Source organism: Actinomycetospora soli (genome assembly GCF_021026295.1).
GTDB classification, from domain to species: domain Bacteria; phylum Actinomycetota; class Actinomycetes; order Mycobacteriales; family Pseudonocardiaceae; genus Actinomycetospora; species Actinomycetospora soli.
In genome coordinates, this window is the sequence record NZ_JAJNDA010000007.1 from 70,833 (window position 1) to 86,492 (window position 15,660).

The following is a 15,660-nucleotide window of genomic DNA, read 5'->3' on the forward strand; positions in this document are numbered from 1 at the left end:
TGCACCTCGCGCACGGCCGATGGGCGGGGGACACCGCACGGGGTCACCCCGGGAGGAGCGCCTCGGGGATGTCCACGACCCTGGAACGCAGGTATTCGCCCAGCCCCTTGGCCTGGGCGTCCGGTCGGGTGGTCGATGCGACCCCCTCGCCCAACAGGCCGTGCACCACGACGTTCAGGGCACGCAGGTTGGGGAGTTCGAAGCGCTCGATGTCGAGCTCGGCAGCTTCCGGACCCAGGAGGATCCGGAGACGTTCCACCGTGAGGTGGTCGGCCGCCCATGCGTAGGCGGCGTCGTCACGGGCCCACAGTCCGACGTTGGCGTCCCCGCCCTTGTCGCCGGAGCGGGCACCGAGGATCGTGCCCAGAGGTAGGGGGAGCGACGGGCCGCCCCCGTCGTGTCGCGGTGCTGGCGGGACCGGGCGCCGGACCACCTGGTCCGACGTCGGCGGATCGGAGACGACCAGACGTTCGTCGTCGGGGAGGACGACGGTCTGCTCGACGGCGCTCCGGGGAATGCGGGCGGGTCGGTAGATCCCGTACGCGGACTCGGCGGTCGGGGGGCTGGTCGTGTGGAATCCCGCGTATCCGGCCAGAGCCATCTCCATGATGGTGTTCGAGAAGGCTCGGCCGACCCGACGCCGATCGGGGTCCTTCACCGTCACCCGCAGGTGGGCGGTCGCGCGGTCGTTGCCCGGGGCATCAGGGGTGTCGAAACGCAGCAGCCGGAAGTCGAGCTCGGCGACCGTGTCGCGACCACCGAGGAGGTCGACCAACTGCTGCTCGGCGTAGGCGGCCTTCGCCTCGATGTCCAGACCGGTGAGCACCATGGTCATGGAGTTGCGATAGCCACCCGCCTCGTTCAGGGCCACCTTGAGTGTCGTCGGCGGTGGACTCCCCACGGTGCCCGAGAGCTCGACCCGGTCGGGGCCGACCTGGCGGAGCTCCACCGCGTCGAAGTGCGCGGTGACGTCGGGACCGACGTACGCCGGCCCGGCGATCTCGTACAACAGTTGAGCCGTCACCGTTCCGATCGACACGAGCCCCCCGGTCCCGGGGTGCTTCGTGATGACCGAGGAACCGTCCTGGGCGACCTCCGCGATCGGGAAGCCCGGGTAACGGCGGTCGGTGATCTCGGTGAGGAAGGGGTAGTTGCCGCCCGTGGCCTGCGCGCCGCACTCGATGACGTGGCCGGCGGCCACTGCACCGGCCAGGCGGTCCCAGTCCTCCCGATGCCATCCGTGCCACCAGGCCGCAGGACCGACCACGAGCGAGGCGTCCGTGACGCGACCGGTCACGACGACGTCGGCGCCCGCAGCGAGCGCCTCGGCGATTCCCCAGCCCCCCAGGTAGGCGTTGGCCGACACCGTCCGGTCGTCGTCGGCGGCCGGCTCGACGGAGGCCAGGTTCCCGCGGAGATCGTCACCCTCGACATGGGCGATCATGGCGGGGATGCCGCGGGAGTCCGCGAGCTCGCGGAGGGCGTGGGCGAGCCCGGCAGGATTCAGGCCGCCAGCGTTGGCGACCACCCGGATGCCGCGTTCCACACATGTCCCGAGTACCTGTTCCATCTGGGTCAGGAACGTGCGGGCGTACCCCGCCGAGGGGTCCTTGGCCTGGGCCTTCGCGAGGATGAGCATCGTGAGCTCGGCCAGGTAGTCCCCACAGAGGACGTCGATCGGGCCGCCGTCGACCATCTCCCGGGCGGCGTGGAGCCGGTCGCCGTAGAAGCCGGAACAATTGCCGATCCGCACCGGGCGAGTCACGGGGCCTCCTTCGAGAACTGACCGGGGGCGCGGCCCGCACCCGGAGGACCCGCGAACGACTGGGCGATCGAGAGCCATTCGTCGGCGACCGCACCCCGTGCCACCAGCGTCGTGTCGTCCCGGTGGCGCCTCTGCGTCACGAGCAGAGCGAAGTCCAGTGCCGAACCGGTGACGCTGTCCGACGCGTCCGCCGGCCCCCACGTCCACGCGCTGCCGTCCGGCGCGGTCAGCTCCACACGGACCGGGTGGGTATTGACCTCGCGGTCGTGCGCGAGATAGCTGAAGGCCCGTGCCCCGACCCCGATGTGCACGACGTGGCGCAACCGCGCTGTCGGTGTGCGCGTCGTGAGGAGCGCGTCGGCGACGTCCTGTCCGTGGGCCCAGGTCTCCATGAGGCGGGCGGTCAAGGAGGAGGCCGCACTCATGGACGGGCCGAACCACGGCACTCTCCGCGCCGGATCGAGGACGGCGAACGTGTCCGACAAGGTGTTACGCGCACGGTCGAACCAGGCGAGCACCGCAGTTCCAGGGAGATGCTGATGATCGCGGGCGACGCTGTCGGGCGTGACATGGCCGGACAGGAGATCGGCCACCAGCTCGGACGTGAACCGCTCCGGGGCCGCGGCCGAGAGCAGGGCGGCGTCGTCGAAGAAGGCCAGGTGGGTGATCTGATCCCGGATGGACCAGCTGTCGGCGGGTGAGGGGAGATCCCAACCGCCGGGCCCTTCCGGCAGGTCGACGAGGAGCCTGCGGAGCTCGGCCGTCTCGGCCCGGAGGTCCTGCACGAGGTCGGCCATGCCTACGGCCACGTCATCGTCCTTTCCAGACGGGGGTTCGTTTCTGGCGGAATGCCAGCGGCCCCTCCTGCGCGTCCTCGCTGCGATAAACGGGTTCCCACAATCGTTCGGCCGCGTCGTAGGCCTGTTCGAGCGGGAGGTGCGCGGAGAGGTAGGCAGTACGTTTCGAGGCGAGCACCGAGAGCGGTGCGTTCGCGGCGATGCGCATCGCCAACGCCTGCGTGTGACGGCGAAGGTCGGCAGCAGGCACCACGTCGTTCACGAGGCCGACCTCCCGCGCTCGCTCCGCGTCCAGCGGATCGCCCGTGAGCAGGATCTGGAGGGCGACGCGCGGTGGGACGAGCCACGACAACGGCGCGGCCCAGGGCGACCCGCGGCCGACCCGCACCTCGCTCACGGCGAAAGTCGCGTGTTCGGCGGCCACCACGAGGTCGCACTGCTGGGCCAGGAGGAAGCCTCCCGCGTAGGCGATCCCGTTGACCGCGGCGATCGTGGGCTTGGCGACCTCGATGTTGCGACCGAACTGCGGCGCGAAGTCCGGTGGCGGCACCGTGAGGCCGGTCTCGGACATCTCCTTGAGGTCACCTCCTGCGCAAAAGGCCTTGTCGCCGGCGCCCGTGAGCACCAGCACTCGCGCCTCGTCGTCGGCATTGAAGCGATGCACGGCGTCGAAGAGACCGTCCCGCGCCGCGCGATTCAGCGCATTTCTCGCTTCCGGACGGTCGATGGTGACCCAGGCGACGCCGTCCGCGCGCTCGTAGTGCACCGCTTCGTCCGTCGTGGACCGGGCGTCGTCGGCTCGATCGCTCATCAGAACAACCGTCGCAGCAGTCGTTCCACCCGCGGGGTGTACGGAGGGTAGACGAAACGTGGATCGGGCCTCTCCGGCTTGGACAGCACGGCCTTGCGATGGCTCAGGGCCGCGAACCCCCACTTGCCGTGGTAGGCACCCATACCGCTGCGCCCGACCCCACCGAAGGGCAGGTGCGGGACGAGACAGTGCATCGCGGCGTGGTTCACCACCACACCGCCCGAACTGGTCTCCGCGAGGACCCGTTCCCGTTCCCTCGCCGATCCGGAGAACAGGTAGAGGCCGAGGGGCTTGGGGCGGGCCGTGACGAAGGCGATCGCTACGTCCAGGGACGGCACACCGAGCACGGGCAGGATGGGACCGAAGATCTCCTCCTGCATGAGCGCGGACGAGGGGTCCGGGTCAGCCACGATGGTCGGTGCGATCGAGGGTGGGTCGTCGAGCACCGACCCGCCGAGGACGACCCGTCCGCCGTGTCCGTCGAGAAGTCGCTCGAGGCGTCCCAGGTGGCGGGAGTCGATCACCCGCTGCATCGACGTCTCCTCGGACCGGAACTCGGTGACCACGGAGACGAGACGGTCGAGGAGGGGCTCCCGGAGGTCCTCCTGCACCAGGACGTAGTCGGGGGCGATACAGGTCTGTCCCGAGTTGAGCAGCTTGACCCACGCCAGTCGTCGGGCGGCGACGTCGAGATCGGCCTCGCCGGTCACGATCGCCGGACTCTTGCCGCCCAGCTCCAGCGTCACCGGCGTCAGCGATTCTGCCGCAGCCCGCATCACGTGGGTGGCGATCTCGGGACCACTGGTGAAGAAGACGTGATCGACACCCTGCGCGATGACCGCCTGCGTCACCGAGGCCGCACCCTCGACGACGGCGATGGCGTCCGGGTCGAGGTAGCGGGGCAACAGTTCCGCCATCGTGGCCGCGCTCGACGGTGCGTGCTCGGAAGGTTTGAGGATCACGGTGTTGCCGGCGGCAAGGGCTGCGATCATCGGACCGAGCGAGAGGTAGAACGGGTAGTTCCACGGGGCGATGACGAGAACGGTCCCGAGTGGCTCGTACTGGTAGAACGCGCGACCCGGCATCATGCTCAGCGGAAGTCCGGTGTGCCGTCGCCGCATCCAGGACCGCAGCCGTCTCCGCGCGTACTCGGCTTCGCCGCGGGTGGAGGCGATGTCTCCCAACCACGACTCGTGGCGACCTCGTCCGAGGTCAGCCGCGAGCGCCGAGACGATTCGCTCTGTTTCCTCGTCCAGCAGCCGGATCAGAGCGGCCAGCTGAGCCAGGCGCCAGGCCAGGCCGCGCGTACGACCGCCGTCGAAGGTCCGGCGTAGGCGTGCGAGTTCGCTCTCCACGATCGTTGGATCGCCGACGGTGCGAGACATCTCGGTCCTCGCTCCCGTGCTCAGCGGCTCTGCTCGACGGCGAGTTCACCGTCGGCGAATCGGCGCCGCAGCACCTTCTTGTCGTACTTCCCGGTGCCCGTCAGCGGAACCTCCTCGACGAAGGTCCACGAGTCGGGCAGCCACCACTTGGCCACCCGCCCGGTGAGGTATCGGCGCAGGTCACCGGCCGACACCGTGGACCCCGGCCGTCGGACGACGGCGGCCAGCGGCCGCTCCTGCCACTTCTCGTCCGGGATCGCGACGACCGCGGCCTGGTGCACCTCGGGATGCCCGACGATCTCGTTCTCCAGGGCCACCGACGAGATCCATTCGCCTCCGGACTTGATGACGTCCTTCGCCCGGTCGGTGAGCGTGACGAACTGCTCCTGGTTCACGACACCGACGTCTCCGGTGCGGAGCCACCCGTCGTCGAACTTCTCCGCATCCTCGTCGCCGTAGTAGGAGGCCGTCACCCACGGGCCCCGCACCTGGATCTCGCCGACGGATGTGCCGTCGTGCGGCTGCGGGCGGCCGTCGTCGTCGACCAGGCGTACTTCGACGCCCGCGACCGGTCGACCCTGGGTGCAGCGCAGGTCCATCTGGCCCGAGGCGTCGACCGACGACGGCGGGAGTGCGACGGTGGCGAGCGGTGACGTCTCGGTCATCCCCCAGGCCTGGACGATCGTCACCCCACGCTCGTCGAAGGCTTCCATCAACGATCGAGGAACGGCCGACCCACCGCATGCCACGAATCGGATCGAGCTGATGTCCCGGTCGGGATGGTCCTCGAGGTGACCGAGGATGTCGTGCCAGATCGTCGGAACGGCTCCAGACATGGTCGGCCGCTCGTGCTCGATCATCTCCACCAGCGGTGCGGCCTGGAGGAACGGGCCCGGCAGCAGCAGCCCGGCACCACTCATCATGCAGGCGTAGGGAATCCCCCATGCGTTGGCGTGGAACATGGGCACGATCGCGAGGACGGTGTCGTCGAACCCGATGCCGAGCGCATTGCTGGTGCACGCGGCCTGCGAGTGGAGCCAGATCGACCGGTGGCTGTAGACGACACCCTTCGGTGCCGCCGTGGTGCCGCTGGTGTAGCACATCGCGGCGGCCGCACGTTCGTCGAGGTCGGGCCAGTCGAAGGACGGCGAGGAGCCGGCCAGGACGTCGTCGTAGCGCAGAATCTGCTTCCCGGCCCCGTCGAGGACCGAGGTGTCGCCCTCGCCCGCCACCAGCACGGTGTGCACGGTCGGCATCGCCGGCAGGGCGGGGGCCAACAGACGTAGCAGCGAGCCGTCGACGATGAGGACGCTGTCCTCGGCGTGGGTCGCGACGTAAGACAGTTGGGCCGGGGGCAGCCGGAGGTTCAACGTGTGGAGCACCGCACCCATCGACGGGATGCCCGCATACGCGTCGAGGTGCTCCTGGTTGCTCCACTGCAGGGTGCCGACCCGCTGATCCCCGGTCACCCCGAGTTCGCGCAGACCGTTCGCCAACCGGGCTGCACGCTCTGCGGTCTGGCGATAGGACACCCGGCGGAAGTCCGTCGGCGAGACGGCGGTGACGACCTCGCGGTCCGGATGGACCCGGGCGGCGTGGGTGACGATCTCGCCGACGGTCAGGGGGCGGTCCTGCATCGTGCTGCGCATCGGCGTCCTCGGCGGTGCTCGGTCGGCGGAACGGCGGATCAGTACCGGATCAGGCCGCGGATGTTGCGCCCCTCGCGCATGTCCTCGTAGCCCTGGTTGATGTCCTCGAGGCGGTACTCGCGGGTGATGAGTTCGTCGATCTTGAGGAGGCCCGCGTTGTAGAGCTCGAGCAGCCGAGGCACGTCGTGCTGCGCATTGGACGAGCCGTAGAGCGCGCCGCGAATCTGCTTCTCGTACAGGGTGATGTCGAGCAGGGAGGCCGTGATGGTCTCCTCCTCCGGGTGCCCGATGGCCGTGATGATGACCCGCCCGCGCTTCCCCACCAGCGCGAGCGCCGGGGCGGTGTACGACCCCTCCGCGACGTCGGTGGCGATGATGCACGCCTCCGCCATCTGACCGCGGGTCAGCCTGCTGACGAGTTCCCAGGCGGCATCGGCCGACTCGGCCACGTGGGTCGCACCGAACTCGAGGGCGCGCTCCCGCTTGAAGGCCACCGGGTCGACGGCGATGACGTACCGGGCCCCTGCGATCCGGGCGCCCTGCACGGCGTTGACGCCGATGCCTCCGACGCCGAGCACGACCACCGTGTCCCCGGCCTTCACCTCCGCGGTCCGGACCGCGCTGCCGTAGCCGGTGGGAATGCCACAACCGACGAGAGCCGCCTTGTCGAGCGCGGTCCCGTCGTCCACCTTCACGACCGAGGCGGTGGGTACCACGGTGTACTCGGAGAAGGTGCCCAGGAGACACATCTGTCCGAGGTCCTCGCCGCGAGCGTGGAAACGGTGGGTGCCGTCGAGCTGGGGGCCCATCATGAGCGCAGCGCCGAGGTCGCAGACGTTGGTCATCCCGCGCACGCAGTAGGAGCAGTGCCCGCAGGAGGGGAGAAAGGTGAGGACGACCGAGTCGCCCACCTCGATGTCGGTCACCCCCTCGCCGACCTCGACGACCTTGCCGGCGCCCTCGTGTCCGCCGACGACCGGGAGTGGGAACGGCAGGTCTCCGGTGACGAGGTGCTCGTCGGAATGGCAGAGCCCGCTGGCCGTCAGCTTGACCAGGACCTCGCCGGACTCCGGCGGGTCCAGTTCGACCTCCTCGACCTCCCACTTCCCACCCAGTTCCCACAGGACGGCTGCACGGGTCTTCACGGTCGTCTGCTCCCTCGTCCGATGTCGATGGTGGTCGTGCTATGCGTTGAGCAGGTCGGTACGGCCGCGCTCCTCGAGCAGGCGGCGGTATTCCGGAAAGAGTTCCTTGGACATCGGGATCAACTTCAATAATCTCGGCGTCGACCCCTTGGCCCTGACCGTGCCCTTCGCCAGGGCCATGGCCAGGTTGACCTTGCCCAGCCAGAACCGGTTCCCGGTGTCGGCGGACATGTGGAGTTCGACCGTCGGTGTCGCGACGGAGGCGCGCCCGGTCTCGACGGTCTCCGCCGGCATGTCGACGGTGACCACTGCGTCCGGATCGGTGTAGTGGATGCGGAGAACGACGCCGGAGGCCGCGAGCTTCTCCGAGAGCCCGTCCTTCTTCGTGCCGATCCGGAAGATCTCGCCCAGATACTCGTAGACCTCGGATTCGTCCGCGAAGACACCCATCGATCGTGCTCCTCCTCGTGTGACAGGCAGTGTTCTGACAGAGGGTGGCGGCCCCTCCCCGCCCCCTTCGCCTCGGGGAGGGGCCGCCCGGGCAGGTCAACTCGGGCGCTGCGCTCCCTGACGCACGCTCTACCTCACGGGCCGCCCGCTACCCGGGACCGTGCTAGTTCGGCGGTGAGACGGGAGCGGCGGGTCCCGCCCATCGCCTGCTCCCGCCGTCACCCGGTGTGGCGGTCGCTCGCGGGCCTCGGCTCAGCTTGGACAGGACACGCGGACGTGTCAAGACGCAATACGCTTCGATGTCCATTTATGCGGCGGGGTCGGGGTTGACCACCCGCATGCTCCGCGGTTGGGAGTCGGCATCCCGCTCCACGACGTCACCAACGGGAGGGGGCGGTGGTCAGGGGTTCGCGGTAGAGGTCCGCTCAGCGTGCGCGACGTACCGGGAGATGAGGACGGCGATGTGCGTCGCGACATGGTCGTTCTCGTGCAGAGGAAGGACCACGTGACTGATGGCGAGTCGCGTCGCGGTCTCGGCAGCATCGCGTGCCACAGTCGCGGGGAGGTCGGGATGGGCGCGCACCACGACCTCGGCCAGGCGCTCGCGCGCGATGTGCACGATCGGTCCCGCGTCGATGGTGAGCAGGGGGAGGAGGTCATCCCGTCCGTCGGCTGTGAGGATGGACTTGAGCAGCGGGTCGCCGGCTGCGGTGTCGAGCGTGTAGGCGATAGCGGCCCGCCACTGTTCGAAGACGTCGTTGCTCCCGGCAAGGGCTGTCTCGACGCCGTCGAGGAAGCGTTCGGTCAGCCTGAGGACAAGCGCCTGGGCGAGCCCGTGCTTGTTGGTGAAGGCGTTGTACAAGGTCTGTCGGCTCACCCCGAGGCGTACTGCCACCGTCTGGACCTGCAAGCCCTCCCAGCCGTGGGTTGCAACCTCGTCCGCCGCCACGTCGAGCGCAGCTTCCATCATCTTCAACCGACCGCGGTCGTCCGGTGCGCGCACAGCAACACGATAGGCGGCGCGGACCACGCAAGGGGCGGAGAGCGAGGGCCTCGGTACCCGTGGGGGGTCTCCGTCGCCTGCGCGTCAGCTCGGTCGCAACTAACCTGTGCGCAGCTGGATCGGGCCAGGCGCGGTGTCCGGGCAGATCGAACGACGGGGAGCGGATGTGACTGACGACGTCGATCGTCAGCGGCGGCTCCCCCGTAAGGCGATGCTCCTCCGGACATCGGCCCATCTGTTCGCGGCGCGCGGCTTCCGAGCGGTCAGCATCGATGACATCGGCCACGCTGCAGGAATCTCGGGACCGGCCGTCTACCGGCACTTCGCAACCAAGTCGGACATCCTCCTGAGGCTCTGTGACGATGCGATGGACCATCTTCTCGAGGGGAGCAGGCGACTGTCCGAGGACAGTCCGTCCGGGCCATTGCGCGTGGCTGCCCTCGTCGACATGCACGTGGAGTTCGCGGTTCGGGAACGGGTCAGCCTCGCCGTGTACGTGCGAGAGCAGATGGAACTCGCTCCGAGGGACCTCCGCGCTCTGCGTGCTCGCCAGCGGGAGTACGAGACGGCGTGGGTAGCCGCCATCCGCGACTTCGTCGACGTGTCGGTCGCGGAAGCCAGAGTCGTCGTCAAGCTCATGCTGTCGATGCTGAACGGCACCGCGCACGTCCGGGAACCGATTCCTCGGACCGAACTCGTTGCTGCTCTGTCGAAGATGGCATACGGCGCCCTGCGGGAACTGGGAATTCCGCTGGACGAGACCTCGGCCGAGGTCCTCTAGAACTGATCCACGAGAAATGGACAAATTCGGTACCAATGTCTTGACGCCGTCGTTGGCGTGCTCGACGCTGTACCGGTGGGTGACACGAGACCAGGAAGCTCCGTTCGGGGTGTTCGCTGATGGTGACGCCGGGGCTGGTGCAGGCTGATCCGGAGCTGGAGCGGGGCCTGCTGGAGCTGCTGCTGACCGATCATGGCGCCGCAGGCCCGTACGAGGGGTACCGGTGGTTGCAGTCGCGGGCACCGCGGCTGCGGACCGGCGCGGGACTGGTGGTGCTCTCGGGCTACCGCGACTGCGAGGCGGCGCTGCGTGATCGGGCGTTGGGCAAGGCCGACGAGTCGTTGGGGTTCGCGCTGGCCGCGGTCCCGGAGGAACTGCGCCGGCGGGCGATGCGCCGCTTCCGACGCACGATGTTGTTCCGCAACCCCCCGGATCACGGGCGCCTGCGGCGCCTGGTCTCCCAGGTGTTCACCCCTCGCCACGTGGAGGAGCTGCGCGCCTCGGTAGTGCTGCGGGTGGAGGAGCTGCTCGATGGCTGGGTGGGCCGCGAGAGCGTGGACGCGATCAGCGAGCTCGCGCTGCCGTTGCCGGTCGGGGTGATCGGGGACCTGCTCGGGGTCCCGGAGTCCGACCGGGCGATGGCTGCGCCGTGGGTGCGGGAGCTGGTGGCGCCGCTGGAGCCAGGTGCGGACGCGACCGCCGTCGCCGCGGCGGCCGCCGCGGAGGATCAGCTCGCGGACTACTTCACCGCGCTGCTCGCCGACAAACGCGCCCGCCCGGGCGAGGACCTCCTCAGCCGGCTGGCTCACGCCCGCGGCGCCGACGTCCTCGATGACGACGAGACGGTCGGCACCGCGATCCTGCTCTTCGCCGCCGGATTCGAGACCACCACCAACCTGGTCGGCAACGGTCTTTCGGCCCTGCTCGCCGCCCCGGCGCAACGCGCCCGACTCGCCGCCGAGACCGACCCCGCGAAGCTGGGTCTCGCGGTGGAGGAGTTGTTGCGCTTCGACGCCCCGGTGCAGACCAACGGGCGCACCGCGCTGGCCGACACCCGCATCGGGGACCTCGAGATTCACGCGGGGCAGGTGGTGCTGATGCTGCTCGGCGCCGGCAACCGCGACCCGGCGGTGTTCAGCGACCCCGATCGGCTCGACCTGACGCGCCGGGAAGGTCCGCCCCTGTCCTTCGGCGGCGGCCTGCACTTCTGCCTCGGCGCACCGCTGGCCCGCCTGGAAGCCGCGGAGGTCTTCCCCCGCCTGCTGACCCGCTTCCCCGAGCTCGCCCCCGCCGGCGACGCGAACTGGCGACGCGGGCTGTCCTTCCGGGGCCTCGCCACCTTGCCTCTGCATCCCGGCCCAGTGAGAACCCAGAACAGGAAAGATTCCCGCTATCTGTCTTGACGAACTGCAGGTTTGTGTCCAGTCTTGCGGCATCCGGCGTGGAGCCACCACCACGACGGAGCCCCCGACCTCGGGATCGGAGCATCCGGCGATGACGCAGCATGTGACCCGCTCGGCCAGCGGGAACCCAGACCGGCCCTACGACGAGCTCGACATCTCCTCGCGGGCGTTCTGGTCGACCTCGGCCGACGTGCGGGAGAAGACGTTCGCGCTGCTGCGCGAGCGCGGCACCGTGACCTGGCACCCGCCGTTCCAGGACCAGCTGCTCGAGGACCCCGAGGACTACGGGTTCTGGGCGGTCACCCGCTACGACGACCTCGTCGAGGTCACCAAGCGGCACGAGGACTTCCTGTCCGGGCCCGGGATCCTGATGGAGAACCTGCCCGCGGAGTTCGTCGAGGCCGGACAGTCGATCATCGGGATGGACCCGCCCCGACACACCAAGCTGCGGCGCCTGGTCGCCTCGGCGTTCACGCCCAAGCAGATGCGGCGGATCAACGACCGCATCCAGGCCAACGCCGCCATGGTGGTCGACAACCTTATCGAGGCCCTCGAACGCGACGGCGGACAGACCGACTTCGTCGCCGAGTGCGCCGAGCTGCTGCCGATGCACAACATCAACGACATCATGGGCGTCCCCGACGGGGAACGGCAGAAGGCCGCGCACCAGATGAAGGTCGGCACCAGCTGGAACGACCCCGAGCTCGTCGGGGAGACCCGCGAAGAGGTCTTCACCAGCCTGCTCGGCGCGATGGGCTACATGCACCAGCTCGCGTCCGGGCTGGCCGCCGAGCGCCGCGAAAACCCCACCGACGACCTGATCACCGCTCTCGCGCTGGCCGAGGTCGACGGGGAGGTCCTCACCGACCACGAGATCGGCGCGTTCTTCGTGCTGCTCACCATCGCCGGCAACGACACCACCCGCCAGTCCACCAGCCACGGGCTGCGCGGCCTGACCGACTTCCCCGAGCAGCGCGCCTGGCTGCTCGGCGACCTCGAGGCCCGCCTGCCCGACGCGGTCGAGGAACTGGTCCGCTGGGCCACCCCCATCATGACCTTCCGCCGCACCGCCTCCCGGGACTGCGAGCTCGCCGGCCAACAGATCACCGAGGGCGACAAAGTCGTCATGTTCTACTCCTCGGCCAACCGCGACGAAGCCCGCATCGAGCGGCCCCACGAACTCGACCTCTCGCGTCACCCCAACCCGCACATCAGCTTCGGCGGGGGCGGAATCCACCACTGCCTGGGCAACCAGCTCGCCCGCTTCCAGCTCAAGGCCCTGTTCACCGAGCTGCTCACCCGCCTACCCGACCTCGAGGCCGGCGAACCCGAGCTGACCCCCGGCAACTTCTTCAACGTCGTCAAGCGCATGCCCGCCTGGCGCGCCCAGAACGCCACCTGAACCCACCCCGCAGGTACACCGCCACCGCCGAGGGATACCTCGAAGGAGGTATCCCTCGGCAGGTGTCGGCCCGGCGACCGCCGATCAGCGGCCAGCTCCGGGTCGTTCCACCGAGACAGGAAGGCCATCACCGACGTGCGAGTGCACATCGACACCACCCGCTGCACCGGGCACGGCATGTGCGAGGCCGCGGCCGAGGACGTGTTCGAAGTCGGCCCCGACGGCATCACCCACCTGCTCATCGACCCCGATCCCTCCCAGCGCCGCGAGGTCGAAGCCGCCGTCGCCGAATGCCCCACCCGCGCCCTGAGCGTGGAGCCGTGACCGAGACGGGCCACCCCGCCCCACCACCGCCCGAGCGGCCCAGGGTGCCGCCCGACCGCACCGGACTGCCGACGCCCGGAGAGCACCACAGTGGCCTCGCGGTCGCCCTGCCGCCCCACAGCACCCACTGCCTGGGCTGCGGACCCGACAACGCGGCAGGCCTGAACATGCAGGTCCGCCGCGAGGGCGACACGGTGGTCTGCGATCAGGTCTTCGACCGCCGCCAGGTCGGAGCTCCCGGCCTGGCCCACGGCGGCGCGGTCGCCGCCGCCTGCGACGACCTGTTCGGGTTCGTGCTCTACCTCATCGCCGAACCTGCCGTCACCCGCACCCTCGAGGTCGGCTACCGCCGCCCGGTGCAGCTCGGCACCACCTACCGCATCCGCGCCCGCCTCGTGCACCGCGAGGGCCGCAAGCTGCACATGAGCGCCGAAGGCACCGACCCCGAGGGCACCCTGAGCTTCGACGCCAACGCCGTGTTCGTCGTCGTCGACCTCGCACACTTCACCCGCTACGGACCCGCCCACTTCGACCACGTCTTCGGCCCCCGCCCCGATGCCGTCCGTCCCGATGTCACCGACGGCGATCCCGAATACACCTGCAGAGAAGACCGATGACCAGCACGCAGAACAGCGACGCGGGCACCCGGACGGACAAGGCCGCAGACACCACGATGGTGGGGGTCGCCGACTACCCCCACCGCCGAGCCGGGCACTGCGGCTCCGGCGCGCTACGCGACCTGCTCGAATGGGCCGGCCTGTCCTGGAGCGACAGCCCGCTCGACGAAGGCACCGTGTTCGGCCTCGGCGGGGAACTGGCCTTCAGCTACCTCCGCGGCCCCGCTCTCGGGGCTCCGTTCTACCTCGTCGGACGCGGCCCCGACCTCACCGGGAAACTCGCCCGCCGCCTCGGGATCGACCTCACCGTGCGCAGCACCGACGACCCCGACCAGGGCCGCGACTGGCTGCGCCACGAACTAGACGCCGGGCGTCCGCTGCTGTGCTGGGCCGACATGCGCGAACTTCCCTACCTGCGGGTCCGCATGCACATGAGCCGCCACGACATCGTCGTCACCGGCTACGACCCCACCACTGAGCAGGTCCGCGTCGTCGACAACGACCGCGACGCCCCCCAACTCATCCCCGCCGCCCAACTCGCCGTCGCCCGCGCCTCCACCGGCTTCCCCGAACCCACCCGCCACACCTGCTACCCGATGCGCTTCCCCGCCGCGCTGCCCGACCAACGCGCCACCAGCCTCGCCGCCGCCGCCGACACCGCCCAGGCGCTCCGCGCCGGAACGCCCGTCGCCACCCACCCCGACGGTCTGAGCGCCAGCGGCATCGCCGGGGTCGCCACCTTCGCCGACGACCTCGCCCACTGGCCCGAGCACTTCCCCGAAGACGGGCCGCCCGGCGCCGACCTCCACACCGCCCTCGTCACCCTCGCGGTGTTCATCGAGAAAGCCGGCACCGGCGGCGCACTCTTCCGCCGCCTCCAAGCCGACTTCCTCACCGAACTCGCCGACGTCGAACCCGCCGCCGCGCCCGCCGCCGCCGCCTACCGCGACCTCGCCGCCCACTGGACACACGTCGCCGCTTCAGCGGCAGGCAGCGGAGGTGACGACCCCGTCGAGCACCGGTGGGAAGTCGTCGCAGAACTGGTGGGTGAACTCCCTCGGCTCGAGAGCAACGCCTGCGTTGAGCTGGAGAACCTGTCTCACGCCCGCTGACCCTGTGCCATGACGGGTCGGACAGTACAACCGAGTCGCGCGAGACGGCTTCCCTGCTCGGGCGCCGAACCGGCGTCGAGCGCCGGGGCATGGGCAACTCTGGTCCATGCCCTGCGATGGATCGAGCCCGGTCACCCTGCCGCGGCTCGTGCGCCTACATCTCGACGACCCGCGGTGAACCCGTGCTCGGTCGGCCGTGCGGGAGAGTGAGCGCACACAGCGCTGCGAGCGCTGAGAGTCCTGCCACCGCGAGCATCATGTTCGAGAAGGCTGTGTCGAAGACGTGCGCATTCAATTGTTCGGACATGTTCATATTCACGGTCAGTGACGCAGGTGCATCGGGCGCGGTCATCAGTCCTTGGCGGTCCGCGTAGTTCTGGGCCTGAGTGCTCGTGAAGAAGGCCGTCAGCGCAGCGAGTCCAATGGCCGAGGCGGTGCGTTGCACGACGGTGGGACCGGTGGTCAGGCCTCATCCGTGTCACGGCTCGTGCGCTGGGAGGCACGCAGGCGTTCGTGGGAACCGCCCGATGGCTTCTCATGACCGACCCGTGAGGGAGATACTGCCGCTGAACCGATGTCGGGGCGGCCCCGCCGCTGGCAACAGTGGCCCAGAACCGCCGGGAGCGTCGTTCACCATGACGCGGAGGCCCGCGAAGAATGCGGCGTTCTCGCTGAGGGTGGGCAACTACGCGAAAACGCTCACGACCGACGAGCCCGGTAGGGAGCATCCGCCCGGCTTCCGTAGGAACTCGAACCCCGAGCTCGGCGATCACGTGGCACGTGCTCGAGCCCTCGAGCCAACGGCTCGTCTTCGAAAGGCTGGGACTGCTGACCTTCCGATCGGACAGCGACCGACGACGCCCGAACCTCCTCGGCTGCCCCGAGCGCGCGTACATCTCGACGACGACCTCGAGCATCTTCTCGAGGTGGTCGTCGGAAGCGCGAGTCCCCACGTCTCGCAATCGATCCGCACCCACCGTCCAGCACGCCACGAGCTTGCTGGCCCGCGTCGCCGG

At 69.7% G+C, this 15,660-nt stretch carries 15 protein-coding genes; 6 read left to right on the top strand and 9 right to left on the bottom strand.

Features of this window, described 5'->3' with window-relative positions; translation table 11 throughout:
- Nucleotides 1-43: 43 nt before the first annotated feature.
- The 8 genes from LN037_RS13155 to LN037_RS13190 form a co-directional block, all read right to left on the bottom strand.
- Entirely contained in the window at nucleotides 44-1,765 is a 1,722-nt protein-coding gene (locus LN037_RS13155; RefSeq protein ID WP_230753119.1) for an acyclic terpene utilization AtuA family protein, read from the bottom strand.
- A complete protein-coding gene (locus LN037_RS13160; protein WP_230753122.1) occupies nucleotides 1,762-2,562 on the bottom strand; it encodes a TIGR03084 family metal-binding protein in 801 nt (266 codons plus the stop codon). The genes LN037_RS13155 and LN037_RS13160 overlap by 4 nt, the downstream gene beginning before the upstream one ends.
- A 13-nt stretch (nucleotides 2,563-2,575) precedes the next feature.
- Nucleotides 2,576-3,373: an enoyl-CoA hydratase/isomerase family protein gene (locus LN037_RS13165; RefSeq protein ID WP_230753124.1), complete on the bottom strand. Its 798-nt coding sequence runs from the start codon at nucleotides 3,371-3,373 to the stop codon at nucleotides 2,576-2,578.
- Nucleotides 3,373-4,758, bottom strand: a complete 1,386-nt coding sequence (locus LN037_RS13170) for an aldehyde dehydrogenase family protein (RefSeq protein ID WP_230753127.1) — start codon at nucleotides 4,756-4,758, stop codon at nucleotides 3,373-3,375. Before LN037_RS13170 ends, LN037_RS13165 begins: the two co-directional genes overlap by 1 nt.
- A gap of 20 nt (nucleotides 4,759-4,778) precedes the next feature.
- The gene (locus LN037_RS13175) at nucleotides 4,779-6,407 is read right to left on the bottom strand and encodes a long-chain fatty acid--CoA ligase (protein WP_230753131.1); all 1,629 of its coding nucleotides are present in this window, start codon (nucleotides 6,405-6,407) and stop codon (nucleotides 4,779-4,781) included.
- Nucleotides 6,408-6,445: 38 nt separating this feature from the next.
- Nucleotides 6,446-7,552 (bottom strand): NDMA-dependent alcohol dehydrogenase, encoded by a 1,107-nt coding sequence (locus tag LN037_RS13180; protein ID WP_230753134.1) that lies wholly within the window; start codon nucleotides 7,550-7,552, stop codon nucleotides 6,446-6,448.
- Nucleotides 7,553-7,591: 39 nt separating this feature from the next.
- Entirely contained in the window at nucleotides 7,592-8,002 is a 411-nt protein-coding gene (locus tag LN037_RS13185; RefSeq protein ID WP_230753136.1) for an SCP2 sterol-binding domain-containing protein, read from the bottom strand.
- 400 nt (nucleotides 8,003-8,402) lie between these two features.
- Nucleotides 8,403-9,005, bottom strand: coding sequence for a TetR/AcrR family transcriptional regulator (locus LN037_RS13190; protein ID WP_230753139.1), 603 nt, complete (start codon nucleotides 9,003-9,005; stop codon nucleotides 8,403-8,405).
- Nucleotides 9,006-9,171: 166 nt separating this feature from the next.
- On the opposite strand from LN037_RS13190, the gene LN037_RS13195 reads away from it, so the two are divergent.
- From LN037_RS13195 to LN037_RS13220, 6 genes are all read left to right on the top strand, one after another.
- Complete coding sequence (locus LN037_RS13195) at nucleotides 9,172-9,786, top strand: TetR/AcrR family transcriptional regulator (protein ID WP_230753141.1); 615 nt, start codon at nucleotides 9,172-9,174, stop codon at nucleotides 9,784-9,786.
- 119 nt (nucleotides 9,787-9,905) lie between these two features.
- Nucleotides 9,906-11,189 (top strand): cytochrome P450, encoded by a 1,284-nt coding sequence (locus LN037_RS13200; protein WP_230753143.1) that lies wholly within the window; start codon nucleotides 9,906-9,908, stop codon nucleotides 11,187-11,189.
- A gap of 91 nt (nucleotides 11,190-11,280) precedes the next feature.
- Nucleotides 11,281-12,591 (top strand): cytochrome P450, encoded by a 1,311-nt coding sequence (locus LN037_RS13205; RefSeq protein ID WP_230753145.1) that lies wholly within the window; start codon nucleotides 11,281-11,283, stop codon nucleotides 12,589-12,591.
- Nucleotides 12,592-12,726: 135 nt separating this feature from the next.
- Nucleotides 12,727-12,915: a ferredoxin gene (locus LN037_RS13210; RefSeq protein ID WP_230753147.1), complete on the top strand. Its 189-nt coding sequence runs from the start codon at nucleotides 12,727-12,729 to the stop codon at nucleotides 12,913-12,915.
- The gene (locus LN037_RS13215; RefSeq protein ID WP_230753149.1) at nucleotides 12,912-13,532 is read left to right on the top strand and encodes a PaaI family thioesterase; all 621 of its coding nucleotides are present in this window, start codon (nucleotides 12,912-12,914) and stop codon (nucleotides 13,530-13,532) included. Before LN037_RS13210 ends, LN037_RS13215 begins: the two co-directional genes overlap by 4 nt.
- Complete coding sequence (locus LN037_RS13220; RefSeq protein WP_230753152.1) at nucleotides 13,529-14,644, top strand: BtrH N-terminal domain-containing protein; 1,116 nt, start codon at nucleotides 13,529-13,531, stop codon at nucleotides 14,642-14,644. Before LN037_RS13215 ends, LN037_RS13220 begins: the two co-directional genes overlap by 4 nt.
- A gap of 154 nt (nucleotides 14,645-14,798) precedes the next feature.
- Here the strand turns inward: LN037_RS13220 and LN037_RS13225 are convergent, their stop codons facing one another.
- On the bottom strand, nucleotides 14,799-15,089 hold the full coding sequence (locus tag LN037_RS13225) for a hypothetical protein (protein WP_230753155.1): 291 nt from the start codon (nucleotides 15,087-15,089) through the stop codon (nucleotides 14,799-14,801).
- Between the last annotated feature and the right edge of the window lie 571 nt (nucleotides 15,090-15,660).

Bases quoted from the DNA above. Each gene is read 5' to 3' on its own strand.
- LN037_RS13160 (WP_230753122.1), bottom strand. From the start codon at position 2,562: ATGGCCGACCTCGTGCAGGACCTCCGGGCCGAGACGGCCGAGCTCCGC.
- LN037_RS13165 (WP_230753124.1), bottom strand. From the start codon at position 3,373: ATGAGCGATCGAGCCGACGACGCCCGGTCCACGACGGACGAAGCGGTG.
- LN037_RS13170 (WP_230753127.1), bottom strand. From the start codon at position 4,758: ATGTCTCGCACCGTCGGCGATCCAACGATCGTGGAGAGCGAACTCGCA.
- LN037_RS13175 (WP_230753131.1), bottom strand. From the start codon at position 6,407: ATGCGCAGCACGATGCAGGACCGCCCCCTGACCGTCGGCGAGATCGTC.
- LN037_RS13185 (WP_230753136.1), bottom strand. From the start codon at position 8,002: ATGGGTGTCTTCGCGGACGAATCCGAGGTCTACGAGTATCTGGGCGAG.
- LN037_RS13200 (WP_230753143.1), top strand. From the start codon at position 9,906: ATGGTGACGCCGGGGCTGGTGCAGGCTGATCCGGAGCTGGAGCGGGGC.
- LN037_RS13205 (WP_230753145.1), top strand. From the start codon at position 11,281: ATGACGCAGCATGTGACCCGCTCGGCCAGCGGGAACCCAGACCGGCCC.
- LN037_RS13220 (WP_230753152.1), top strand. From the start codon at position 13,529: ATGACCAGCACGCAGAACAGCGACGCGGGCACCCGGACGGACAAGGCC.